This is a genomic window from Kitasatospora sp. NPDC059817, assembly GCF_042731835.1.
GTDB lineage: Bacteria > Actinomycetota > Actinomycetes > Streptomycetales > Streptomycetaceae > Kitasatospora.
Window position 1 is genome coordinate 6860 of the sequence record NZ_JBHWIR010000066.1, and the last position, 21530, is coordinate 28389.

Annotated in this window: 21 protein-coding genes; 13 read left to right on the plus strand and 8 right to left on the minus strand. The window is 74.3% G+C overall.

Annotation, left to right across the window (positions count from 1 at the left end; all coding sequences use genetic code 11):
- Window positions 1-93: 93 nt before the first annotated feature.
- Window positions 94-1035, minus strand: a complete 942-nt coding sequence (locus ACFV61_RS16600; RefSeq protein WP_079135394.1) for a response regulator transcription factor — start codon at window positions 1033-1035, stop codon at window positions 94-96.
- A gap of 755 nt (window positions 1036-1790) precedes the next feature.
- Here ACFV61_RS16600 and ACFV61_RS16605 point away from each other — a divergent pair.
- The 7 genes from ACFV61_RS16605 to ACFV61_RS16635 all read left to right on the plus strand — a co-directional run bounded on the left by ACFV61_RS16605 (window position 1791) and on the right by ACFV61_RS16635 (window position 9283).
- Window positions 1791-2735, plus strand: coding sequence for an ABC transporter permease (locus ACFV61_RS16605; RefSeq protein WP_380492284.1), 945 nt, complete (start codon window positions 1791-1793; stop codon window positions 2733-2735).
- 1 nt (window position 2736) lies between these two features.
- A complete protein-coding gene (locus ACFV61_RS16610) occupies window positions 2737-3693 on the plus strand; it encodes an ABC transporter permease (protein WP_380492286.1) in 957 nt (318 codons plus the stop codon).
- Window positions 3690-4472: an ABC transporter ATP-binding protein gene (locus ACFV61_RS16615; RefSeq protein WP_380492288.1), complete on the plus strand. Its 783-nt coding sequence runs from the start codon at window positions 3690-3692 to the stop codon at window positions 4470-4472. The genes ACFV61_RS16610 and ACFV61_RS16615 overlap by 4 nt, the downstream gene beginning before the upstream one ends.
- Entirely contained in the window at window positions 4469-5269 is an 801-nt protein-coding gene (locus tag ACFV61_RS16620) for an ABC transporter ATP-binding protein (RefSeq protein WP_380492291.1), read from the plus strand. The genes ACFV61_RS16615 and ACFV61_RS16620 overlap by 4 nt, the downstream gene beginning before the upstream one ends.
- Before the next feature lie 100 nt (window positions 5270-5369).
- Window positions 5370-6989 carry an ABC transporter substrate-binding protein gene (locus tag ACFV61_RS16625; RefSeq protein ID WP_380492293.1) on the plus strand — a complete coding sequence of 540 codons (1620 nt, stop codon included), beginning with the start codon at window positions 5370-5372 and terminating at the stop codon, window positions 6987-6989.
- Window positions 6990-7056: 67 nt separating this feature from the next.
- Window positions 7057-8118, plus strand: a complete 1062-nt coding sequence (locus ACFV61_RS16630; protein WP_380492296.1) for an LLM class F420-dependent oxidoreductase — start codon at window positions 7057-7059, stop codon at window positions 8116-8118.
- 73 nt (window positions 8119-8191) lie between these two features.
- Window positions 8192-9283 (plus strand): LLM class flavin-dependent oxidoreductase, encoded by a 1092-nt coding sequence (locus ACFV61_RS16635; RefSeq protein WP_063346358.1) that lies wholly within the window; start codon window positions 8192-8194, stop codon window positions 9281-9283.
- 81 nt (window positions 9284-9364) lie between these two features.
- On the opposite strand, the gene ACFV61_RS16640 is transcribed toward ACFV61_RS16635, so the two are convergent.
- Window positions 9365-9937 (minus strand): RICIN domain-containing protein, encoded by a 573-nt coding sequence (locus tag ACFV61_RS16640; protein ID WP_380428567.1) that lies wholly within the window; start codon window positions 9935-9937, stop codon window positions 9365-9367.
- 218 nt (window positions 9938-10155) lie between these two features.
- Between ACFV61_RS16640 and ACFV61_RS16645 the strand changes: the two genes are divergently transcribed.
- Entirely contained in the window at window positions 10156-10497 is a 342-nt protein-coding gene (locus ACFV61_RS16645) for a hypothetical protein (protein ID WP_380492298.1), read from the plus strand.
- Window positions 10498-10504: 7 nt separating this feature from the next.
- Here the strand turns inward: ACFV61_RS16645 and ACFV61_RS16650 are convergent, their stop codons facing one another.
- Window positions 10505-11263, minus strand: coding sequence for a helix-turn-helix domain-containing protein (locus tag ACFV61_RS16650; RefSeq protein WP_380492301.1), 759 nt, complete (start codon window positions 11261-11263; stop codon window positions 10505-10507).
- Window positions 11264-11517: 254 nt separating this feature from the next.
- Here ACFV61_RS16650 and ACFV61_RS16655 point away from each other — a divergent pair, with 254 nt between their 5' ends.
- The 4 genes from ACFV61_RS16655 to ACFV61_RS16670 all read left to right on the plus strand — a co-directional run bounded on the left by ACFV61_RS16655 (window position 11518) and on the right by ACFV61_RS16670 (window position 17131).
- Window positions 11518-12321 carry an alpha/beta fold hydrolase gene (locus ACFV61_RS16655; RefSeq protein ID WP_380492304.1) on the plus strand — a complete coding sequence of 268 codons (804 nt, stop codon included), beginning with the start codon at window positions 11518-11520 and terminating at the stop codon, window positions 12319-12321.
- Window positions 12322-12641: 320 nt separating this feature from the next.
- Window positions 12642-13379, plus strand: a complete 738-nt coding sequence (locus tag ACFV61_RS16660) for a class I SAM-dependent methyltransferase (protein WP_380492306.1) — start codon at window positions 12642-12644, stop codon at window positions 13377-13379.
- A gap of 369 nt (window positions 13380-13748) precedes the next feature.
- Window positions 13749-15365 carry an ABC transporter transmembrane domain-containing protein gene (locus tag ACFV61_RS16665; RefSeq protein ID WP_380492322.1) on the plus strand — a complete coding sequence of 539 codons (1617 nt, stop codon included), beginning with the start codon at window positions 13749-13751 and terminating at the stop codon, window positions 15363-15365.
- The gene (locus tag ACFV61_RS16670) at window positions 15362-17131 is read left to right on the plus strand and encodes an ABC transporter ATP-binding protein (RefSeq protein WP_380492308.1); all 1770 of its coding nucleotides are present in this window, start codon (window positions 15362-15364) and stop codon (window positions 17129-17131) included. The genes ACFV61_RS16665 and ACFV61_RS16670 overlap by 4 nt, the downstream gene beginning before the upstream one ends.
- Window positions 17132-17147: 16 nt before the next feature.
- Here the strand turns inward: ACFV61_RS16670 and ACFV61_RS16675 are convergent, their stop codons facing one another.
- Window positions 17148-17573, minus strand: a complete 426-nt coding sequence (locus tag ACFV61_RS16675; protein WP_380378297.1) for a cupin domain-containing protein — start codon at window positions 17571-17573, stop codon at window positions 17148-17150.
- 92 nt (window positions 17574-17665) lie between these two features.
- Between ACFV61_RS16675 and ACFV61_RS16680 the strand changes: the two genes are divergently transcribed.
- Window positions 17666-18328: a TetR/AcrR family transcriptional regulator gene (locus tag ACFV61_RS16680; protein ID WP_380378296.1), complete on the plus strand. Its 663-nt coding sequence runs from the start codon at window positions 17666-17668 to the stop codon at window positions 18326-18328.
- A gap of 28 nt (window positions 18329-18356) precedes the next feature.
- On the opposite strand, the gene ACFV61_RS16685 is transcribed toward ACFV61_RS16680, so the two are convergent.
- The 4 genes from ACFV61_RS16685 to ACFV61_RS16700 all read right to left on the minus strand — a co-directional run bounded on the left by ACFV61_RS16685 (window position 18357) and on the right by ACFV61_RS16700 (window position 21489).
- The gene (locus ACFV61_RS16685) at window positions 18357-19544 is read right to left on the minus strand and encodes a flotillin family protein (protein ID WP_063346367.1); all 1188 of its coding nucleotides are present in this window, start codon (window positions 19542-19544) and stop codon (window positions 18357-18359) included.
- Between the two features lie 58 nt (window positions 19545-19602).
- Window positions 19603-19839 (minus strand): hypothetical protein, encoded by a 237-nt coding sequence (locus ACFV61_RS16690; protein ID WP_063346368.1) that lies wholly within the window; start codon window positions 19837-19839, stop codon window positions 19603-19605.
- Between the two features lie 155 nt (window positions 19840-19994).
- The gene (locus ACFV61_RS16695; RefSeq protein ID WP_208869047.1) at window positions 19995-20675 is read right to left on the minus strand and encodes a YitT family protein; all 681 of its coding nucleotides are present in this window, start codon (window positions 20673-20675) and stop codon (window positions 19995-19997) included.
- Window positions 20676-20856: 181 nt separating this feature from the next.
- Window positions 20857-21489, minus strand: a complete 633-nt coding sequence (locus ACFV61_RS16700) for a LysE/ArgO family amino acid transporter (protein ID WP_063346369.1) — start codon at window positions 21487-21489, stop codon at window positions 20857-20859.
- Window positions 21490-21530 lie beyond the last annotated feature (41 nt).

Here is a 21530-nt window from a genome sequence, read left to right on the forward strand (position 1 = left end):
CGGCCGCGCGCCCCCCCCCGCCGGCGGGGCGCGCCCCGCGCGGGGGGCGCCCCCCCCCCTCCGGAGGGTGGTGACGAGAACGTGCGGGGACGACTACCCGGCGAGGCCGTGCCGGTGGGCGTAGAGCGCGGCGCGCAGCCGGTCGGGCTGCCCGATCTTGCGCATGGCCTGGGTGAGGTGCTTCTTCACGGTCGCCTCGGCCAGGGCGAGTTCCCGCCCGATCTCGGCGTTGCTCAGCCCGAGCCCGAGCTGGACCAGCACCTCGTGCTCACGATCCGTCAGTCCGGCGTGCTGCGGCGGCAGTTCGCCGACGTGCTGCGGGGGCGCCGCCGCGTGGGTCCGGGCCGGCGGCGGCGCCGGCAGGAACACCGACCCGCCCGCCGCGGCGAGTTGGACGGCGCTGATGATCCGGTCCTCGGCCAGGTCGAGCGGGAAGCAGCCGCTGGCCCCGGCCAGCAGCATCCGGCTCGCCTCGGCGGTCGACTCGGCCCGGCGCAGCAGCAGCACCCGGGCGTCGGGCGCCGCGTCCGGGCCGCGCAGCGCCACCACGACGGCGAGGTCGGCCTCCAGGCTCGCGCCGCGGCCGAGCAGGATGACGTCGGGGGCGACCCGGCGCACGGCGGCCACCGCGCGCAGCGGGTCGCCGGTGGACCCGACCACGGCCAGCCCGGGCACGGTGGTCAGCACGCTGCGCAGCCCGGCGCTGGCCACCGAGTGCCGCTCGACCAGGAACACCCGGGCGTCGGCGGTGCGGTCGCGGTCCTCCTCCACGCACATCGGATGGCCGCACCCGCAACCGGTGGCGGTCGGCCCGACCGACGGTGGCGGCGTCACCGTCTCCGCCAGCAGCTGGTGACCGGCGATCAGGTCGAGCGGGTTGTCGATCTCGGCCTGCGCCGGGGGTGCGGCGTGCACCGGCGGCGCGCCCGCGGCGGGGGCGTCCACCAGGGTGGCGCCGCCGCAGGCGCCGCGTCGGGCGGGAATCCGGCGGCCGCGCGGGCCGGCCGGGACGGCGAGCTTGCTCACTGCTGCCATCGCGCACCCCCGGGGGCGGAGGCAGGGCGTCTGAGGTACGGCATGGCGATACGGTCCCCTTGCTGGTGGCGGGCCGGCCCGGTGGGCACGGGTGCTGCGGCGAGGATCCGTCGAGGACGCGCACGGGCGTCGGCTGCGGAATCCGGGACTGGGGAGGGGCGCCGACCGCAGCGGCTGGGAACGGGGCGGTCAGCGCGCAGCGCGCGGGCGACAGAGCTCGTCGAAACACCGTCGGTGCCACGAGCCGCCGATCCCGACCAGGGTGATGTCGGTCCGCCGAATAGCCATGCGGGGAACCCTAGGTCCGGTTCCTTGTGCAGGTCAAGGACAGAACCGGGGCTCGGCGCCCTGGGCAGTGGCGGTCCTGACACTCCGGATGCTGTGACCAGGAGTAACAGCATCAAGTGCTGACTGGCTGTCCGGGCCACCGGTCCGCAACGCTCCTTCAAGCGGCCGCAGCTGCCGGAGCGGCACCGACGTCCCACGTCCCACGGACCGCCCGACCCGTGCTCCGGCACCCGATCCCGCCCGGACACGGCATCCGCCCCCCGGCGAACGGCCCGTCCCACGGCCCCGGTCCGGCGGTCCAGCACCCCGGACGCCGCCGGTGACTGCCGGTCACCACCGCCGACCGTCCCGAACCGCTCCCCGACCCGCTCCCGAACCGCCCCTCCCGGAAGGACCACCAGCCCCATGCCCGCCCCGCCCAACCGGCCCGCCGCCGGCCAGTCCGGCGCCACGCCACGGAGGGCCGGGTGACCCGCTTCCTGCTGCGCCGCCTCCTGCTGGCCGTACCGACCCTGCTCGGCGTCACCACCGTCGTCTTCGCGACCGTCACGCTCGTCCCCGGCGACCCGGTGGCCCTCTTCCTCGGGCCGGGCGCACCGCCCGAGGCCCGCCGCGAGCTCTCCGAACGGCTCGGCCTGGACCAGCCGTTGCCCGTCCGCTACGCCTCCTGGCTCTGGCACGCGCTCACCGGCGACCTCGGCACCTCCGTCTCCGGCCAGCGCCCGGTCGCCGACCTGCTGCTCCCGGCGCTCGGCCAGACGCTGACCCTGACCACGGCCGCCTTCCTGCTGGTGCTGGTCGGCGGGGTGGCGCTCGGCGCCGTCGGCGCGCTGCGCCCGCGCGGCCCCGGCGGGCGGATCTCCGGCGCGCTGTCCGCCCTCGCGGTCTCCGCCCCGCAGTACTCGGTGGCCCTGCTGCTGATCGCCGTCTTCGCCGTGGGCCTGCGCTGGCTGCCCGCCGGGGGCACGCACGACGTGTTCGGCTCCGGCGGCCTGCCCGACCTGGCCCGCCACCTGATCCTGCCGGCCGTGGCCGCCGCGCTCGTCCCGCTCGGGCTCACCGCCCGGGTGTTCCGGGCCGCGCTGGGGGGCGTGCTGGCCGGCGAGCTGGCCGACTCGCTGCGCGCCCGCGGCCTGCGCCCGGCCACCGTGCTGCGGCACTGCGTGCACAACGCCTCGCCGGCGCTGCTGACCATCGGCGGCCTGCAACTCGCCTACCTCCTGGAAGGGGTGATCTTCGTGGAGACCCTGTTCGCCTGGCCCGGCGTCGGCCGGCTGCTGTACGACGCCCTCACCTCCCGCGACCTGCCCCTGGTGCAGGGCGGGGTGCTGGTGGTGGCGGTCGCGTTCGTCGGCGTCAACATCCTCGTGGACGCGGCGCACGCGGCGATCGACCCGCGAGTAAGGAACTGATGTGACGTCACGTGTCCTCAGCCGGGGCAACCTCGGCCTGACCGTCCCCGCCGCCCTGGCCGCGCTGCTGGTCCTGCTCGCGCTCGCCGCGCCACTGGTCGCCCCGTACGACCCGGCCGCCGGGCGGCTGGCGGACCGGCTGCTCGATCCGGGCAGCCCCGGCCACCTGCTCGGCACCGACGGCCAGGGCCGCGACCTGCTCAGCCGGCTGATCTGGGCCGGGCGCGCCTCGCTCACCGGCGGGCTCGTCCCGGTCGCGGTGGCCGCCGTCGTCGGCACCCTGCTCGGCGTCGTGGCCGGGCTCGGCGGCCGGACCACCGAACAGGCCCTGCTGCGCCTGCTGGACGTGCTCTACGCCTTCCCCGGGGTGCTGCTGGCGATCGCCATCGCCTCGCTGCTCACGCCCGGCCTGGGCGCGACCGTGCTCGCGCTGTCGGTGGTGCTCACCCCCGCGGTGGCGCGGGTCGCGTTCACCGAGACCCGGCGGGTCCGGGCCGCCGAATACCTGGTGGCCGCCCGGGTCAGCGGCGCCGGCTGGGGGTCGCTGGTCCTGCGCCAGGTCGCCCCGGTGGTCGCGCCGGTGGTCCTGGTGTACGCGTCCTCGCTGGTCGGGCTGGCCATCATGTACGCCGCCGGGCTGTCCTTCCTCGGGCTCGGGGTCGCCCCGCCCACCGCCGAGTGGGGCGCGATGCTGGAGGAGCTGCGGCCCTCGCTGCTCACCCACCCCTGGGTGGCGGTCCTGCCGGCCCTGGTCATCATCGCCGTCTCGGTCGTCTTCAACACCCTCGGCGAGACGCTGCGCACCCGCGTCGGCGACACCGGCGCCCTGCTGGCGCACGCCGCCCCCGCCGCCCCCGCCGCCGCGAGCCGGTCCACCGACCAATCCACCGACCGCTCAGCCGACCGCTCAGCCGACGGCTCGGCCCGGCCGCGAGCCGCGAAGCGGGTGGGCGCATGAGCGCGCTGCTGGAGATCAACGGCCTGACCGTCGAGTACCCCGGCGGGGTCCGGGCCGTCGACGACGTCTCCCTCGCCCTGCCCGCCGGCCGCTCCCTGGTGCTGCTCGGCGAATCCGGCAGCGGCAAGACCACCGTCGCCCGCACGGTGCTCGGGCTGCCGGGGCACGGCGCCGCCGTCACCGGAGACGTCCGGCTCGCCGGGACGGACCTGCGGGCGCTCGGCGAACGCGCACTGGCCGACGTCCGCGGCCGACGGATCGGCTACGTTCCGCAGGACCCGACCGCCTCGCTCGACCCGCTGCGCCGGATCGGCCCGCAGCTCGCCGAGGTGCTGCGGCGGCACGGGATCGCCGCCGACCGCCGGGCCGCCCGCGCGGCCGTCCCGAAGCTGCTCGCCACCGCCGGCATCCCGGACCCGGAACGCGTCGCCCGGGCCTACCCGCACGAGCTCTCCGGCGGCCTGCGCCAGCGCGCCGCCATCGCCGTCGCGATCTGCTGCGGCCCGGAACTGCTGATCGCCGACGAGCCGACCACCGCGCTCGACGCGCTGATCCGCGGGCGGATCCTCGACCTGTTCACCACCCTGCGCGCCGACTGCGGCATCGCCCTGCTGCTGGTCACCCACGACCTCGCGGCGGCCCGCCGGATCGGCGGCACCGTGGCGGTCATGCGGGCCGGCCGGATCGTCGAACTCGGGCCCGCCGAACGGGTGCTGGGCGACCCGGAACACGCCTTCACCGCCGCCCTGGTGGCCGCCGAACCAGGAGCCCGCCGATGAACGCCGTAGACCACACCCGCCCGGACGCCGTAGACCACACCCACCCGGGCCCGGTCCTGGTCGTCGACGCCGTCACCAAGCGCTACGGCGACCGGACCGCCCTGGACGCCGTCAGCCTCACCGTCGCGCCGGGCGAGACCGTCGGCCTGGTCGGCGAATCCGGCTCGGGGAAGTCCACCCTGGCCCGCCTCGCCCTCGGGGTGCTCGCCCCCGACGCCGGCAGCGTCCGCTTCGCCGGCCGCGATCCGTACCGGCTGCGCGGCCGCGCCGACCGGGCGCTGCGGGGCCGCCTCCAGTTCGTCCCGCAGGACCCGCGCGGATCGCTCAACCCCAGCCTGCGCGCCGGGGAGGCGGTCGCCTTCGCGCTGCGCCTGCACGGTACGCCGCGCGCCGAACGCGCCGCGGCCGTCGCCCGGCTCTTCACCCAGGTCGGCCTGGAGCCCGCGCTCGCCGACCGCTACCCCCGGGAGCTGTCCGGCGGGCAGCTCCAGCGGGTGGCCGTCGCCCGGGCCCTGGCCACCGGACCGGACCTGGTGGTCTGCGACGAACCGACCTCCGCCCTCGACCGCAGCGTGCAGGCCCGCCTGCTCGACCTGCTGACCGACCTCCAGGAACGCACCGGCCTGGCCTACCTGTTCATCTCCCACGACCTCGCCGTCGTCCGGCACCTCGCCCACCGGGTGCTGGTGCTGCGGCACGGCCGGGTGGTCGAGGAGGGCCCGGCCGGCCTGCTCTGGGACTCCCCCGCGCACCCGTACACCCGGGCGCTGCTGGAGGCCGCCACCGGCGTCGCGTGACCCGCCGCCGAAACTCCATGCCGACACACCGCCGCACCCCCGCACCCCCGCACCCCCGCACCGCTGAACCTCCGCACCACCGAACCGACGAGGAATCGCCATGACGCGCACCAGCCGTATCCGCTCCAGAGCCGTCGCCCTGCCGGCCGCCGCCGTTCTGCTCGCGGCGGCGGCAGGCTGCGCCGGCTCCGACGGCGGCGGCTCCGCGGGGGCGGGCGGCGGTGACGGCCGCGGCGGCACCCTGGTCATCGGCGCCACCGGCAAACTCCCCAACCCGGACACCGTGATCGGCGGCGCCGGCTTCGAGGGCAAGCGGCTGGTCTCCTTCCAGCTCTACGAGGGCCTCACCCGGTACGAACTGCTCAAGGACACCGACAAGCCGCCGGTCGTCACCGGCGCCCTGGCCACCGACTGGCAGGTCGCCGCCGACGCCAGGACGTGGACCTTCACCCTCCGCAAGGGCGTCACCTTCCAGGACGGCACCCCGTTCGACGCCGACGCCGTGGTCTTCAACCTGGCCCGCTACCTCGACAAGAAGAGCCCCGAGTACACCGACGCCCTCGGCGCCGCCGCCGCCGAGTACGCGGGCGACATCGCCTCGTACCGCAAGACCGACGCCGACCACGTCGAGTTGGTCACCAAGGAGCCCAACGGCCACTTCCCCGAGGACCTCGCGCACGTCCTGATCGCGAGCCCCACCGCCGTCCGCAAGTCCGGCTCGGCGGACTTCGCCCAGCACCCGGTCGGCACCGGCCCCTTCTCGTTCGTCTCGCAGACCGAGGGCCAGCAGATCGAGCTGGCCGCCAACAAGAGCTACTGGCGCGGCGCCCCCAAGCTCGACCGGCTCGTGATCAAGGCGCTGCCGGACGCCGCGGCCCGCACCGCCGCCCTGCGTTCCGGCGGCGTGAACTGGATCGAGTACCCGAACCCGGACGACATCGACAGCCTCAAGGCCGACGGCGTCCAGATCGCCACGAACAGCTACGACCACCTCTGGTACTGGATCCTGGACACCTCGAAGGCGCCCTGGGACAACCCGCTGGTCCGCAGGGCCGCCAACTTCGCGATCGACCGCAAGGCCATCGCCGAGAAGCTGCTGCACGGCACCGCCGACCCCGCCTACCAGACCGCGCCGCGCGCCACCGCCGCCTACGACCCCGCTGGCGACGTCTACTCCTACGACCCCGCCAAGGCCCGGCAGTTGCTCGCCGAGGCCGGCGTCCCGAACGGCTTCAGCACCTCCGTCACCGTGCCCACCGGCGGCAGCGGCAATCTGCTGCCGGTGCCGATCGCCGAGGCCCTCCAGCGGGATCTCGCCGCCGTCGGCATCAAGGTCGAGCTGCGCACCACCGACTGGACCACGCTGATCGGCGCCGAGGCCAAGGGCCAGGTGGCGCTCGGCTCGGACGCCGTCGCCCAGTCCACCACGCTGTTCCAGTCCGAGGCGCTGCTCCCGCTGTTCATCGGCTCCAAGAGCCCGTTCTGGACCGGCCACTACACCAACCCGCAGGTCGACGAGCTGCTCGCCTCCTCGGCCGCCGATGCCGACCAGGCCGCCCGGCAGGCCGGGTACCGCAAGGCGCTCGCGCTGGTCACCCAGGACGCACCCTGGCTGTTCGTGGTCAACGACCGCAATCCGCGGGCCCTTTCGCCGAGGGTCCAGGGGCTCGTGCAGCCGCAGTCCTGGTTCCTCGACCTGACCACCGTATGGGTCCGCTGACCCGCGGACACCGCCTCTCCCCCGGCTCCGAAGAGCACCGCGCACCACAGGAAGGACGGCCATCCCGATGACCGACCCGCACCGACCGCACCACCACAGCGGGACCGTCCCGCCCGGCTCCGCGCACGGCCCCGTGCCCGCCGCGCCGCCCAAGTGGGGCATCACCCTCCCGCTGCCCGGCCTGACCATCGACCGGCACCGGTTCCTGGTCGAGCGGCTGCCCGACCTCGGCTACACCGACGTGTGGAGCGCCGAGGGCGGCGGCACCGACGCCTTCACCCCGCTGGCCGCCACGGCGGCCTGGTCCCCCTCGCTGCGGATCGGCACCGGCATCGTCCCGGTGCACACCCGCGGCCCGGCCGTGCTCGCCCAGACCGCCGCGACGCTCGCCCAACTCGCCCCGGGCCGCCTGCTGCTGGGCATCGGCGCCTCGGTGCCCGCGCACGTCACCGACATCAACGGCATCCCGTTCGACGAGCCGTTCAAGCGGACCAGGGACGTCCTGCGCTTCGTCACCCGGGCGCTGCGCGGCGAGTACGTCACCGGCGGGTTCGACACCTTCGACATCACCGGCTACCGGCTGCCGCACCCGCCGACCGAGCCGGTCAAGGTCATCCTGGGCGCGCTGCGGCCCAACATGCTCCGGCTCGGCTTCAACGAGGGCGACGGCGCCATCACCAACCTGCTGTTCCCGCACGACGTGCCGAAGATCCTGGACGCCGTCGGCCCGCAGCCGCCCGGGAAGGAACTGGTCGTCAAGGTCTTCGTCTGCCCCACCGACGACACCGACTACGCCCACCGCGCCAGCCGGCCGTTCCTCGCCTGGATCCTCAACCGCGAGCCGTACCGCAAGTTCCACGAGTGGCTGGGCCACGGCGAACTCCTCGCCGAGACCCACCGCCTCTGGGCGGCCGGCGACCCGGAGGGCGCCCAGAAGGCGCTGCCCGACGAGGTCGTCGACGGGCTGTTCATCAGCGGCTCGCCGGAGGAGTGCCGGGAGCGCATCCTCGCCTACCACCGCCCCGGTGTCACCACCATCCAGCTGTACGTGTCGCTGCCGCCCGAGGTGTTCGTCAGCCGCGCCAAGCTGCTCGACACCCTGGCCCGGCTCGGGCCGGCCGCCCTCTGACCGCCGCGCCCCACCCGTCCCCATCCCCTGCCACCCTTACGACGCCCACGACGCTCACGACCGGAGGAGAGCCGTGCCACTCGAAATCCGCGGCGGGGTCCGCGCCGCACCCGTCCCCGGCCACACCGCGCAGGAACGCCAGGCCCTGCGCTGGGCCCCCGACGGCCGCGACCGCACCGCCGACCCCGCGTACGTCACCCGCACCGCGCGGGAGAACGAGGAGGACGGGCTGGACAGCGCCCTGGTGGTGCAGTCCAGTTCGTGGCCCGACCCGTGGCTGGTGGCCTCGTGGGCCCTGGCCGCCACCACCCGGCTGCGCATCGCGGTCGCCCACCGGGTCGGCACCACCGCGCCGACCGTCGCCGCCCGCTCCCTCGCGACCCTGGACCGCCTCTCCGGCGGGCGGGCGGCGGCCCACGTCATCATCGGCTCCAGCGACCACGACACGGCCCGCGACGGCGACCTCCTGGACAAGCAGGAGCGCTACCGCCGGGCCGACGAGTACCTCGACCTGTTCACCCGCTACCTCGCCGCCGACCAGGACATCGACCACAAGGGCGAGTTCTACACCGTATCCGCCGCCCGGCCCGGCCTGCACCCCAGACCCGGCGGCGAGCTGCTCTCCTTCGGCGGCTCGTCACCGCAGGGCCTCGACCTGGCGGCCCGCTACGCGGAGGTGTACGCCGTCAGCCCGCTGCCGCTGCCGGACACCCGGCGGCGGATCGCCCAGGTCCGCACCGCCGCCGCCGCGCACGGCCGGACCCTGCGGATCTGGCGGCACGTCACCGTCGTCCTCGCCGACACCGACGAGGCGGCCCGCGACCGCGTCCGCCGGCTGCGCCGCGACGCCCTGCGCCTCACCTCCGGTAGCGGCGGGCCCTGGACGGAAGCCGTCCAGCTCGACCGCGACCGCGAGCGCGGCCGCTCCGACCCCTCCCGGGGCGACGAGCAGGTGGCCGCCTACATCCGCCGCTCCCTCACCGCCGCCTACGCCGGCTCCCCCGCCACCGTCGCCGCCCGCATCGGCCTGCTGCGCTCGGCCGGCGTGGACATCGTCCAGCTCGACCTCCCCGTCGAGACGGACCAGGACCGTGAGCTGCGCCGCAGCCTCGTCCGCCACCTCCGCACCGGCCTCGGCACCCCCGCCGACCGCCGCGTCTGGTGACCGGCGCCCCCGTTCGGCCGGGGCCGCGGCTACCCCCGCCTCGACCCCGGCCACGCCGGGCCCCTGACAGTGCCCAGATGTCTAGATGTTGGGGTTGATCGGACGGTCGCTGTCGGAGTGGTGCCAGTCGAACTCCTGGGTCTGCCCCATGCTCGCGTTCCGCCCCAGCGTCCAGAGTCCGTAGGAGGACCGCGGGCCCTGGTTGCCGACGTAGGTCAGGCAGGCACCGACGGCGTTGCACACGCCGCGGTCGGTGTCGAACGTCCAACGCTGCTTCGGGTCACCCCCGTTGCACCCCACCGCCGTGGCGCCCGGGCTGTCGGACGGGCCGCTCGGGACGTGGCCCGACAGACAACGGCCGTCGTTGGTGCTGTGGATGAGGCCGTCCGGCGAGACGAACCAGAACTGGTTCCAGGAGCCGTCGCACGGGCGCAGGACGACCGGCCGCCCGTCGCCGTTGGTCTGCCGGTACTCGTCCATGCAGTAGTAGGTGCCGTTGGGGCCGCCGCTGGCCGGGCGGGCGAGCGCCACGAGGGAACCGTAGGCATAGGGCTGCGGATTGACGGGGTCGGCCTGCGCGGCGGCGACGGGCAACGAGACGCTCAGGCCGATCGCGAGTGCCAGTGCTGAGACGATCTTTCGGGCGGACTTCATGAGGTCCGACACCTCCCTCTCTGACGTTGTGTCACTGCGGAATGCGGCCATCCTGGCAGCGGAGTTGAGGGCCTGGGCAGCTTTCCGAACGATCCCGAACAAACGGGAGTGTATGGATTTCGCCATTTGATTCACCTCAGTTGACAGGAACCCCCGGCGCGAAGAGGCTGTTCACGCAGGCCCGGCGGGGGGAGGACAGAGCTTTGACCTGGTCACCTATGCGCACCACAGCGGCCCCGTGCATCTGCCGGGCAGCCGAGGCCAACTCCGCTGCGACGCTAGCCCGTTCGCACTCCCTTGACGCACTGACCGAGTCCCTCACCCTGCTCCGGCAGGAGGCCGGCAGCCCCTCCTACTCGACGATCGTCCGGCGGATCAGCTCCGTCCGGGCAGCCCGCGGCGTCCCGGCCGGGGAACGCACACCCGGGCGGATCACCGTCTACGACTGCTTCCGCAGCGGACGCCAACGCCTGGACGTCGAACTGCTCTCCGACATCGTCCAGGCCCTCGGTGCGGACCCGGACCCCTGGCGCCGCGCCTACCGCGCCGCCTCCCGGTGATCGTCGGCTATCCGCGGTCCGGACGCGGAGCGGCCGGTCCGGCCGGGGCCGCCTCGGGCTTCGTGTGGAGGATCTCGCGGGCCTGCTCCGCCGCGCGGACGATGCTCTCGGAGACGAAGTCGACGAAGCGGGCGATGTTCTCCAGGCGGGTGGCGGCCGGGGTCTGCGGGCCGAGGACGCCGACGCCCTGCCGCGCGACCTCGACGAGGTGGGCGGTGGCGCGGGCGCTGGCCATCATCGACTGGTACCAGACGTCGTCGTCGACGACGTAGCGCTCGCGGCGGCGCTCGTCGCGCTCCCGGCGGACGAGGCCCTGGCCGTCGAGGAACGCGATCGCCTTGGAGATGGACGGCGGGCTGACCTGGAGGTGCCGGGCCAGCTCGGACGCGGTGAGGCTGCCGCTGTCGGTGAGGGTGAGGCAGGCCAGCACCCGGGCCGTCATCTTGGGCATGCCGGAGGCCATCAGGACGGTGGTGTACGTCTCCTGGTACTCGCGCACGGCCTCGGCGTCGCGCCCGTGGGCCTGCGGGGGCGCCTCCGACCCCCGGGGCGCGGCCGGCCTGCGCCGTTGGGCGCGGCGGCGTTCGGTGGCACGGTGGGCCAGGTCGGCGCGGTAGGCGGTGGGGCCTCCGTTGCGCATCACCTCGCGCGTGACCGTCGAGGTGGGTCGGTCGAGCCGCCTGGCGATCTCCGCGTAGGCGAGGCCGTCGGCCATCCCCAGCGCGATCTGCTGGCGTTCCTGCTGAGTGAGCCTGCCTCCCGGCACCGCGATTCTCCCTTCACGCTTCCCTGAATGCCCTCACCATAGCGTTCACCCCCATTCCAGTGCAACGAAGACGGCGGCTGACGTTGCGTTAAATCCAAAGCCACTGCAACGATAATTCCGCTTTCACCTGCATCGATACCGATTTCAAGCAACGGACTTGTTGCCACTACCCGTGAAGGCAACGTAGCGTTTCCATCATCAGAAACAACGAGCCGCAGCAGCCCGCCACCCCCACACCCGGAAGAAGGCACCCCATGACCATCAAGCAGCCCGTCTGGACCGGCATGGTCTCCGTCGACGACACCGCCCTGGCCGTGACCGACACCGGCGGGCCCGGCCGTCCCGTGGTCTACCTCAACGGCTCCTACGCCGACCAGTCGCACTGGCGGCGCGTCATCGCCGACCTCGGCGACGGCTACCGGCACATCACCTTCGACGAGCGCGCCCGCGGCAAGTCGAAGCGCTCGGCGGACTACTCGTTCGAAGCGTGCCTGCGCGACGTCGACGCCGTCCTCACCGCGAGGAACGTGGACCGGCCGATCCTGGTGGGCTGGTCCTACGGCGCGATGCTCGCGGTGCACTGGGCCGCCCGGCACCCGGACCGCGTCCTCGGGGCGGTGTCCGTGGACGGCGCGTTCCCGCACGAGTGGCTCGACGACGCCACCCGGGAGCAGGTCCGCAAGCTGTTCCGCCGGCTCAGCCCGCTGTTCCCGATCGCCCGCCGACTCGGCATGGCCGCACGGATGAGCGCCGAGCAGCACGCCGAGATCAATCTTGAGATCAACGAGCTCTGCGCGCCCGCCGCCCTCGACCCGGTCTTCGACCAGGTGACCGCACCGGTCCGGTACGTGGTCGCCACGGGCGGCAACCTGGGCGGCGAAGCGAAGCTGATGGAACAGATCCGCACCAACCTCGACCCGGTGCTCGCCCGCAACCCGAACATCCGGGTCAGCACGAAGGTCGCGAGCAACCACTCCAAGATCCTGCGCAAGGACTTCCACGCCATCGCCGACACCGTCCGCGACCTCGCCGCCACCCCCGCGAGCGTGACCGGCTGAGCCCCGCACCGACCCGAACCGGCCCTGCGGGGTCACGGTGGAGCGCTCGCACGGAGGGCGGCCGTTCGGGCGAACTTCCCTCGGAATTACCGCATTCGGGTGACGCGCGGCCGGCCTCGCCCGCCGGGACCGTTAGCGTGACTGACCGTCATCGGCCGTCCGGTCGGACGGAGCTGCGCACAGCTCGGGGGTCGGGGGAAGCCGGGGGCGGAGGCCTTCGCCGGATTCCCCACGCGCCTCCACGCGCCGCCCGCTGTCCGCTGTCCGCGGTCCGGGGACGATCCCGACACCGTGCTTCACCAGCTGGGAGGTTCTCCGCCATGCCCGTGTCGAGTCGATACCTGAACGCCTGGGAGGGCTTCTGGCGCGACGCACCGGCGGAGGCCGGCGCGGTGATCTGGGACGCGGAGCCGGCACTCACCGCGAGCGTGCACCTCGCGCTGTTCGACCCCTACCTCGTCGACCCGGCGCTGCCCGTCGTCGACGTCGGCTGCGGCAACGGCACCCAGACCCGCTTCCTCGCCGAACGCTTCGGCCGCGCCCTCGGGGTCGACCTGTCCACCGCCGCCGTGGAGCTCGCCCGCACCCAGCATCCGGACGGGCGGGCCGAGTTCGCCCGGCTCGACGCCACCGACCGGCAGGGCGTGCGGGAGCTGCACGCCCGGCTCGGCGATGCCAACGTGTACGTACGCGCCCTGATCCACCAGTGCGAACCGGCCGACCGCCAGCCGGTCGCCGACGCCATCGCCGCCCTGGTCGGGGATCGCGGCCGGGCGTTCGTCGTCGAGCTGTCCGCGTCGGCGAAGGCCGTCCTGGCCGGCCTCGCCCAGAGCCCGCAGGGCCCTCCCCCGAAGCTGCGCCCCGTCTTCGAGCACGGCCTCGCCCCCGCCGAGGTCGTCGACTCGGCCTTCGGCGAGCTGTTCCGCACCGCCGGGCTCACCGTCCTCGCCTCCGGCGAACTGCCGTTGTTCCTCACCGAGTTCGCGCCCGACGGCAGCCGGATCGACCTCCCGTCCCACTGGCTGGTGGTGGGCTCGGGCGGCACACCGCAGAGGTGACCCGGTGGGGCGCGGCCGGCGGAACCGACCGCCCCCACCGCGTCACCCCCGGGTCAGCCGGCGCTCCGCGGGCCCCCCGCCGCCCGACCTGGGGGTGCGTCAGTTCCGTGGCGGGGCGGTCTGCCAGACTCCGGGAATGAGACGTCAACGGATCCTGGACCAGTTCATAGCTCGGGGGCCTGCCCGGGGGCAGGAGGGATGACCGGCGACGGACCGGACCGGCCCGGGGGTGCGCGCCGGGTCCCCTACCGTGATCCCGGGGTGCCGGACCACCGGAGTCCGCTGCGCTTCCTCTGGTGGCTGGTGCGCAGGCAACGCGGCCGCGTCCTGCTCGGCTCGACCTGGGGCAGCCTGTGGATGTGCGCCCTGATGCTGCCGCCCTACCTGATGTCCAGGACGATCGACGAGGGCCTCCGGGCCCGCGACAGCGGCGCGCTGGTCTTCTGGGTGTCGGCCGTCCTCGTGGTCGGCGCGCTCATCGCCGTCCTCGGGATCCTGCGGCACCGCACCATGACCTTCGTCCGGGCGGACGCCGCGTACCGCACCGTCCAGGTCATCACCCGGCACGTCAACCGGCTGGGGACGACGCTGCCGCGCCAGGTGTCGGCCGGTGAGCTGACCCATCTCCAGGCCGGCGACATCGGCCGGATCGCGCAGACGCTGACCATCACCGGGCCCGGGGTCGGCGCGGTCATCGCCTACCTCGCCACCGCCGTCCTGCTGGTCCGGATCTCCGTCGTGCTCGCGGTGGTGATCCTCCTCGGGGTGCCGCTGCTGGCCCTCACCGTCGGCCCGTTGCTGGGGAAGCTGCACGGCGCCGAGGGCGGCTACCGCGAGCAGCAGGGGGCGCTGACGGCCCTGGCCGGCGACCTGGTCGCCGGGCTGGGCGTGCTGAACGGCATCGGCGGCAAGCCGATGTTCGCCCGGCGCTACCGGGAGCGCTCGCAGGCCCTCGTCCCGCTCGGCTACCGGGTGGCCTCGTTCACCAGTTGGGTGCAGGCGCTCGGCGCCTGCCTGCCGGTGGTCTTCCTGGCCGTGGTGACCTGGCTCAGCGCCCGGATGGCGGCCGCCGGTTCGATCACGGTCGGTGAACTGGTCTCCGTCTACGGCTACGTGGCGGCCCTGCTGGTGCCGGTCTCCGCCTTCGTCGAGGGCGCGGACGACCTGCCGCGCGGGCTGGTCTCCGCCCGCCGGGTCATCGACATCCTGGCGCTGCGGCCGGATTCGACGCGCAGCCGGACACTGACGACCCCGCCGGAGGCCCCGGCGGGGCTGAGCGATCCCGACTCCGGCCTGCTGCTGCGGCCCGGGCGGCTCACCGCGCTGGCCGCCGCCCGGCCCGAGGAGGCCCGGACCGTCGTCGAGCGGCTGGGCGGCTACACCGACTCGGACGCCACCTGGGGCGACACCAGGCTCTCCGACTGGGTGCCCGCCGAACTACGGCGCCACATCCTGGTGTCGGACGACGACGCGTACGTGTTCGGCGGCACGCTCCGTTCCGCGGTGTCGATCCGCGGCGACCGCACCGAGGAGGAGCTGCGACGCGCCCTGCACGCCGCCGCGGCCGAGGACATCGTCGACGCCCTGCCGGGCGGCCTGGACGCGCCGCTCGACGACCGCGCCGGCAACGTCTCGGGCGGGCAGCGCCAGCGGCTGCGACTGGCCCGCGCGCTGCTGGCCGATCCCGAGGTGCTGCTGCTGGTCGAGCCCACCTCGGCGCTGGACGCGCTCACCGAGGCGGCCGTGGCGGCCCGGATCGGCGCCGTGCGCGGCGGCCGGACGACGCTGATCGTCAGCACCTCCCCCCTGGTGCTCGGCCGCGCCGACGAGGTGGTCCACCTGGTGGACGGCAAGGTCCGGGCCACCGGCACCCACGGCGAGCTGCTCGCCCGCGACCCCGGCTACGCGGCGCTGGTGTTCCGCGGCGGCAGCGACGACCACCCGGCGAGCGCCCCTGCGGACGCCGAGGAAGGCATGGTCCGATGAGCAACCCCGACACCCCCGACGCCCCCCACCGCCTCCCGGTCGCCGACACCGCGACGGTGCGCCGGGCCAGTTGGCGCCTGCTGGCAGACGACGGCCGGGCGATGGGCGCGATCGTCGCCCTCACCTGCCTCGCCGCCCTCGCGGGCGTCGCCGGGCCGTGGCTGCTGGGCCGCATCGTCACCCGGGTCGAGAACGGCGAGCTGACGGTCGGCCAGGTGGACGGCTTCGCCGCGGCGGTCCTGGGGTTCGCCCTCGCCCAGCTGGTGCTCACCCGCTACGCCCGCTACCTCTCCCACCGGTTCGGCGAACGCGCCCTGGCCCGGCTCCGCGAGGAGGTCGTCGACCGGACGCTCGCGCTGCCCGGGCGGTACGCGGAACGGGTCGGCGCCGGCGACCTGGTAACCCGCTCCTCGCTGGACGTGGGCACCGTGGCCGCCACCCTGCGCAACGCGGCCCCGGACGTCTTCATCGCCGTCGTCCAGGTGCTGGTCATCCTCACCGCGACCTTCCTGCTCGACCCGCTGATCGGGCTCTGCGCCCTGGTGGGCCTGCCGATCGTCTGGGCGGTGAGCCGCTGGTACCTGTCCCGGGCCCGGGAGGCCTACCTCGCCGAGGGGGCCGCGGCGGGCGGGGTCACCGAGGTCCTCAACTCCACTGCCCACGGCGCCCGGACCATCGAGGCGTACGGGGTCGGGGCGCGCCAGGACGGCGTGGTCGACCGGGCCGTCGACACCGCCTACCGGGCCGGGGTGCGCACCCTGTTCCTGCGGACCGTACTGTTCCCGGTCACCGAGTTCGCGCACGCGCTGCCGATGGCGCTCGTCCTGCTGGTGGGCGGCCTCGGCCACCTCCACGGCTCGGTGACGCTGGGCGCGGTGGTGGCGGGCGGCCTCTACATGTGGCAGCTCGTCGACCCGCTGGACCGGGCGCTCAACTGGGTCGAGCAACTGCAGCGCAGCGGTGCCTCGTTCGCCCGCATCAAGGGCGTCGGCCTGGTGTCGCAGGAGCCGCCGGCCACCGGACTGCGCCCCGCCGACGACCGGATCGAGGCCGTCGGCGTGCGGTACGCCTACACCGGCTCGCACGACGTGCTGACGGACGTCGACCTGGTGGTCCGGCCGGGCGAGCGGCTGGCCGTGGTCGGCCCGTCCGGCGCCGGCAAGTCGACCCTCGGCAAGCTGCTCGCCGGCGTCGACGCCCCGGACGCGGGGCGGATCCTGGTCGGCGGCGTGCCGGTCGCGGACCTCGCCGCGGCGGGCGAGCTGGGCAACCGCGTCGTGCTCATCACCCAGCAGCACCACGTGTTCATGGGGACGCTCCGGGAGAACATGACGCTGGCCGCCCCGGACGCCGAGGACGCGGCGGTGCTGGCCGCGCTCGCCCTGGTGGAGGCGGACTGGGTACGCGACCTCCCGGACGGGCTGGACTCGCTCCTGGGCACCGGCGGGACCGAACTCGGCGCCGCGCAGGCCCAGCAGCTCACCCTGGCCCGGGTGCAGCTGGCCGATCCGCACACCCTGATCCTGGACGAGGCGACGTCCCTGCTCGACCCGACCACGGCCCGGCAGGCGGAGCGGGCGATGGCGGCCGTGCGCTCCGACCGCACGGTCATCTCCATCGCCCACCGGCTCCAGACCGCGCACGACGCGGACCGGGTCGCCGTCATGGCGGCGGGCCGCATCGTCGAGCTGGGCACCCACGACGAACTGGTCGCCGCCGGCGGGGCGTACGCGGCGCTCTGGCGGTCGTGGAGCGGGGAGTCCTGACCGTCCCCGGCAGCGGTCAGGGGGTGTCGGTGCGCTTTTCGAGCCGGGTGCCGTGGCGCAGGGTGAGCGACATCAGGTCGCTGGGGCCGTCGAGTTCGAGGCGGTGCCAGCGGCCCCGGGGGACGACCACGGCGCTGCCGGCGGGCAGCGGCACCAGCTCGTCGACACCGCCCCCCGCGCCGTCGCCGCCCCCGTCCGCGTCCCCGCCCGCGGGTCGGAGGTAGAGCCGCGCGCCACCGGTGAGGCAGCACACCGCCTCGTCGGCCTCCGGGTGCATCTCCCAGTGGTCGGCGTGGACGTCGGCCTCGGTCTCCACGTGGAAGGCGCCGAGGTGCCAGGTGCCCGGCGCGCCGCCGGCCATCTGCCGCTCGGCGGCTCGGACTTCGCCGTCGGGGTGGAAGTGCAGGGCCGAGGCGAACAGGTCGACGGCGGTGGGCGTCATGGCGGTGTTCCTTCCGGTCAGCAATTTCTATACGCGTAAGAAAACTAACCCCGCACCATCGCCGCTGTCGACCTCTGGGGAAGAATGGACCCATGCCGACCGCACCGCGCAGGACCTCGGGCCGACCGCCCCGCATCTCCCGTGAGCAGGTCGTCGAGGCGGCCCGCCGGATCGTGACCGAGGAGGGCGCGGACCGGCTGACCATGCGCCGCCTCGCCTCCGAGGTCGGCAGCACGCCGATGGCGCTCTACCACCACGTACGCGACAAGGAGGAACTGCTCGTCCTGCTGCTGGACGACCACGCGGCACGGACACTGCGCCGGCCCGAACTGCCCGCCGACCCGCGCGACCGCGTCGTCAGGTCCGCCGCCGCGATCCACGAGGCCCTGGCCGACTGCCCCTGGATCGTCGAGGTGCTCACCGCCGACGACCTGATGTCCGCGTCCGCGCTGTGGTTCGTCGAGCAGATCGTCGACGGCCTCACCGCGTGCGGCCTCACGCCGGAACGGGCCGTGCAGGGGTACCGGACGATCTGGTACTACACCGCCGGCGAGCTGGTGGTCCGGGCGGCGGCGGCCCGGCGGCGCGCGGACGACGAGCGCGCCACGTACCGGGAGCAGGTGTTCGGCGGCCTCGACCCGGACGAACTCCCCCGCCTCGCCCAGGTCGCGGACCGCTGGGCCGCGCTGACCACCGACGACACCTACCTGGACGGCCTGCGGGCCCTGGTGGACGGCCTCGTCGCCGCCCGTTGACGCCTCGGCCCGCAGGCCCCGGCGCGCCTCAAGTCCGTTCCGGGAAGCGGGGCTTGGACTTGCCGTCGCCGAACGGGCCGGTCGAGTGCTGGAGCGAGTGCAGGATGGCGAGGCCCTGGCTGACGATGCCCGCCGCCATCTGGTTGACCCCGTCGCTGCCGTTGAGGACGGTGAGTTCCGCTCCGGACATGCCCCGGGCCGCCGCGTCGGCGAGGGCCGGCAGGTTCTCCACGATCCGGTTGGCCGCGATGAGCTCCTGGTTGCCGCCGCGCAGGGAGTCGGCCCGGGCGGTGTTGGCGTCCGCCTGCGCCTGGGCGAGCGCCCGCTCGCTGTAGGCGCTGCCGTCCGCCTCGAACTTCACCCGGTCGCGGGCGGCCTCGGCCAGCGTCCGCTGCCGGTAGGCCTCGGCGTCCGCCGGGCGCCGCACGTCGGCCTCCAACTGCTGGGCGGCCAGCGCGGCCCGGCGCTGGGCGAGCGCGGTCTGCTCCTCGATGACGTCCTGGGAGGCCCGGGCCTCGGCGAGCGGCCCGGCCTGGGCGGCCCGGGCCCTGGACTGCTCGGTCTCGGCGAGGAACCCGGCCCGTTTGATCGCGGTGTCGCGCTCGTACTCGGCCTTCAGCGCGGCCGCCTGCTGCTCCCGCTCGGCGGCCTCCTGGTCCGCCTTGGCCTGGGCGATCCGGGCCTGACTGGCGACCGCCGCCACGTGCGGCGCGGCCAGGTTGTCGATGTACCCGGTCGAGTCCTCGATCTCCTGGATCTGCAGCGCGTCGACCACGATGCCGAGCTTCTCCATCTCGCCGTGGCTGCCCGCCATCACCTCCTGGGCGACCCGGCTGCGCTCCCGGATGATCTGCTCGACGGTCAGCCCGCCGATGATCGAGCGCAGGTGGCCGGCGAAGATCCGGCCGACGAGCTCCTCCATCTGGTCCTGTTCCGAGAGGAAGCGGCGGGCCGCGTTGGCGATCGACACGGCGTCGTCGCCGACCTTGAACACGCAGACCGCGCGCACGGTGAGCCGGATCCCCTGCTGGGTCACGCAGTCCTCGGCGATCTCCGCCTCCCGCAGGGCCAGGGAGAGCATGCGGACCTTCTGCTTGACCGGCAGGACGAGGCTGCCGTGCCCGGTGACGATGCGGAACTGGGTGTCCTGCGCCTGGTGCTTGGACCCGGAGATGAGCATCGCCTCGTTGGGTGCGGGAACGTGCCAGAAGAACATGACCGACCACCTGACCAGCTGGGATCCGAAACCGCGATGAGGGCGGCAACAGCTCTACTTAGGGCGGCAACAGCTCGACGATCACCGAGCGGGCCGAGATCGCGTCCACCACGACCACCCGGACGTCCCGGCCGACCGGCTCCGAGCACCAGGCCGCGAACACCTCCGAACCACCCCGGAGGGCGACCAGGACCTCGCCCGGGCCGCCCGCCGGAATGGGCACCGTCACCTTGCCGACGGCTCCGACCGGGCTCTGCCGGGAGTCGTCGACCGCGGGCGTGCTCTCTCGCGCCACCGGCGCCTCCGGTCCCCACGTCGCACCACCGGGTCGAGGACACCTGCGGCAACCGCCGACGGCGGCGGTGTCTCGACCCCTTCCACGGTACTCCGGCAACCGCCCCGCCACCGGCCGTCGCCGGCGACCACCAGGGCCGGCCGGACCGGCACCGGTCAGGGCACGGCCAGGGCGACCGCGAAGCCGTGGTCCGGGATGTCGAGGAAGCGCCGGTTGAACCGGACGAAGGGCTCGATGAGCAGGTCCACGAAGACCAGGAAGGCCACCGTACCGATGCCCACCGGGCCCCCCAGCAGCCAGCCGCAGAGCAGCAGCACTCCTTCGATCAGCCCCTTCGCGCACCAGAACGGCCAGGTCCAGCGGTGCCGGATGGTGATCGCCAGCAGGTCGATGGCCCGGATGCCGAAGCCGCTCATGATGATCAGCGCCGAGGCGTAGGCGCACAGCAGCGCGCCGAGCAGCATCAGCGGGTAGCTGCTCAGCCCCAACCAGGCCGCCGGCCGCAGCCATTGGAAGAGGTCGATCAGGCTGCCGCACAGGAAGAAGGTCACGAAGGGCGAGACCACCGGGCGTTTGCGGTTCCACGCCGCCCACGCCCCGATGCACACCACCGCGACGGCCGCCTGGCACAGGCCGATGGTGAGCGGCAGGTGCTTGAGCACGCCCAGCGAGAAGACGTCGAGCGGGTCGGTGCCCAGATCGGACTGGATGAAGAAGTGGGCACCGGTCGAGAAGACCACGCAGCCGGCCAGGTACACCAGCGCCCTGGGCAGTAACTCGCCCAGCCGCCAAGGTTTTCCGTTCGGATCGACGCCAGGGGGACGGTGCGACGCCATGGGTTCCTCCAGGGGGACGGGCGTCCGGCCCGTTGCCGTCCCCAGAGGCGCGGAGGCGGGCAGCGGCGCGGACACCGGGCTGTTCGGAAGCCGGGGCCCGCCACCGAACTCCCGTCACACAGCTGGGAGTTCGATGCAGGGCCTCGGTCAGCCGCCGCCCGACGCCGTCACCGCGGCCGGTTCAGGCGAGCGACTGGTAGGCCAGGAAGCCGCCGAAGAGGATGACCCCGATCCCGGCGACCAGGTCGACGCCCTTCAGCAGCCGGGCGCTGAAGCGCCGGCGGAACACCACGACGCCCGTGCTCAGCAGGGTGAACCACAGGAGCGTGCCGCAGCCGACGCCGACCAGCATGGACACCGAGGCGGGCAGCGTCCCGGTGACGTTCGCCGCCGTGGCCGCGGCGAAGGCGGCGGCCCAGTAGCCGATCGTCGCCGGGTTGGAGGCGGTGGCCGCCAGTGCCGTGCGGAACGCCGCCAGCGGGCGGACCACTTCGGGGTTCCGCTCGTCGTCGGTGGCCGCCTGGACCCGGAAGGCGGAGCGCAGCGAGCGCGCGCCGATGTACACCAGCACGGCGGCCCCGGCCAGCCCCAGGGCCGTCCGCAGCGCGGGGACGTCCAGCAGCCTGCCGACCCCGGCGAGGCCCAGGCCGGCGTAGGCGATGTCCACCAGGGCCGCGCCCAGGCCGATCGCCCAGCCGGTCGGGAAGCCGTCGCGCAGGACGCTGCGCACGCACAGCAGGCCGATGGGGCCGAGGGGCAGGGCGACCAGGAAGCCGAGGCTGAGCCCGGCGAACCACGCGGGGAGGATGTTCACCGCAGTCCCCCGCAGGTCACCGCGATCATTCCGGTCCGGTG

Coding starts and splice junctions, on each gene's coding strand:
- ACFV61_RS16600 (WP_079135394.1), bottom strand. CDS start 1,035: ATGGCAGCAGTGAGCAAGCTCGCCGTCCCGGCCGGCCCGCGCGGCCGC.
- ACFV61_RS16615 (WP_380492288.1), top strand. CDS start 3,690: ATGAGCGCGCTGCTGGAGATCAACGGCCTGACCGTCGAGTACCCCGGC.
- ACFV61_RS16620 (WP_380492291.1), top strand. CDS start 4,469: ATGAACGCCGTAGACCACACCCGCCCGGACGCCGTAGACCACACCCAC.
- ACFV61_RS16625 (WP_380492293.1), top strand. CDS start 5,370: ATGACGCGCACCAGCCGTATCCGCTCCAGAGCCGTCGCCCTGCCGGCC.
- ACFV61_RS16630 (WP_380492296.1), top strand. CDS start 7,057: ATGACCGACCCGCACCGACCGCACCACCACAGCGGGACCGTCCCGCCC.
- ACFV61_RS16640 (WP_380428567.1), bottom strand. CDS start 9,937: ATGAAGTCCGCCCGAAAGATCGTCTCAGCACTGGCACTCGCGATCGGC.
- ACFV61_RS16645 (WP_380492298.1), top strand. CDS start 10,156: ATGCGCACCACAGCGGCCCCGTGCATCTGCCGGGCAGCCGAGGCCAAC.
- ACFV61_RS16655 (WP_380492304.1), top strand. CDS start 11,518: ATGACCATCAAGCAGCCCGTCTGGACCGGCATGGTCTCCGTCGACGAC.
- ACFV61_RS16660 (WP_380492306.1), top strand. CDS start 12,642: ATGCCCGTGTCGAGTCGATACCTGAACGCCTGGGAGGGCTTCTGGCGC.
- ACFV61_RS16665 (WP_380492322.1), top strand. CDS start 13,749: ATGCTGCCGCCCTACCTGATGTCCAGGACGATCGACGAGGGCCTCCGG.
- ACFV61_RS16670 (WP_380492308.1), top strand. CDS start 15,362: ATGAGCAACCCCGACACCCCCGACGCCCCCCACCGCCTCCCGGTCGCC.
- ACFV61_RS16675 (WP_380378297.1), bottom strand. CDS start 17,573: ATGACGCCCACCGCCGTCGACCTGTTCGCCTCGGCCCTGCACTTCCAC.
- ACFV61_RS16680 (WP_380378296.1), top strand. CDS start 17,666: ATGCCGACCGCACCGCGCAGGACCTCGGGCCGACCGCCCCGCATCTCC.
- ACFV61_RS16685 (WP_063346367.1), bottom strand. CDS start 19,544: ATGTTCTTCTGGCACGTTCCCGCACCCAACGAGGCGATGCTCATCTCC.
- ACFV61_RS16695 (WP_208869047.1), bottom strand. CDS start 20,675: ATGGCGTCGCACCGTCCCCCTGGCGTCGATCCGAACGGAAAACCTTGG.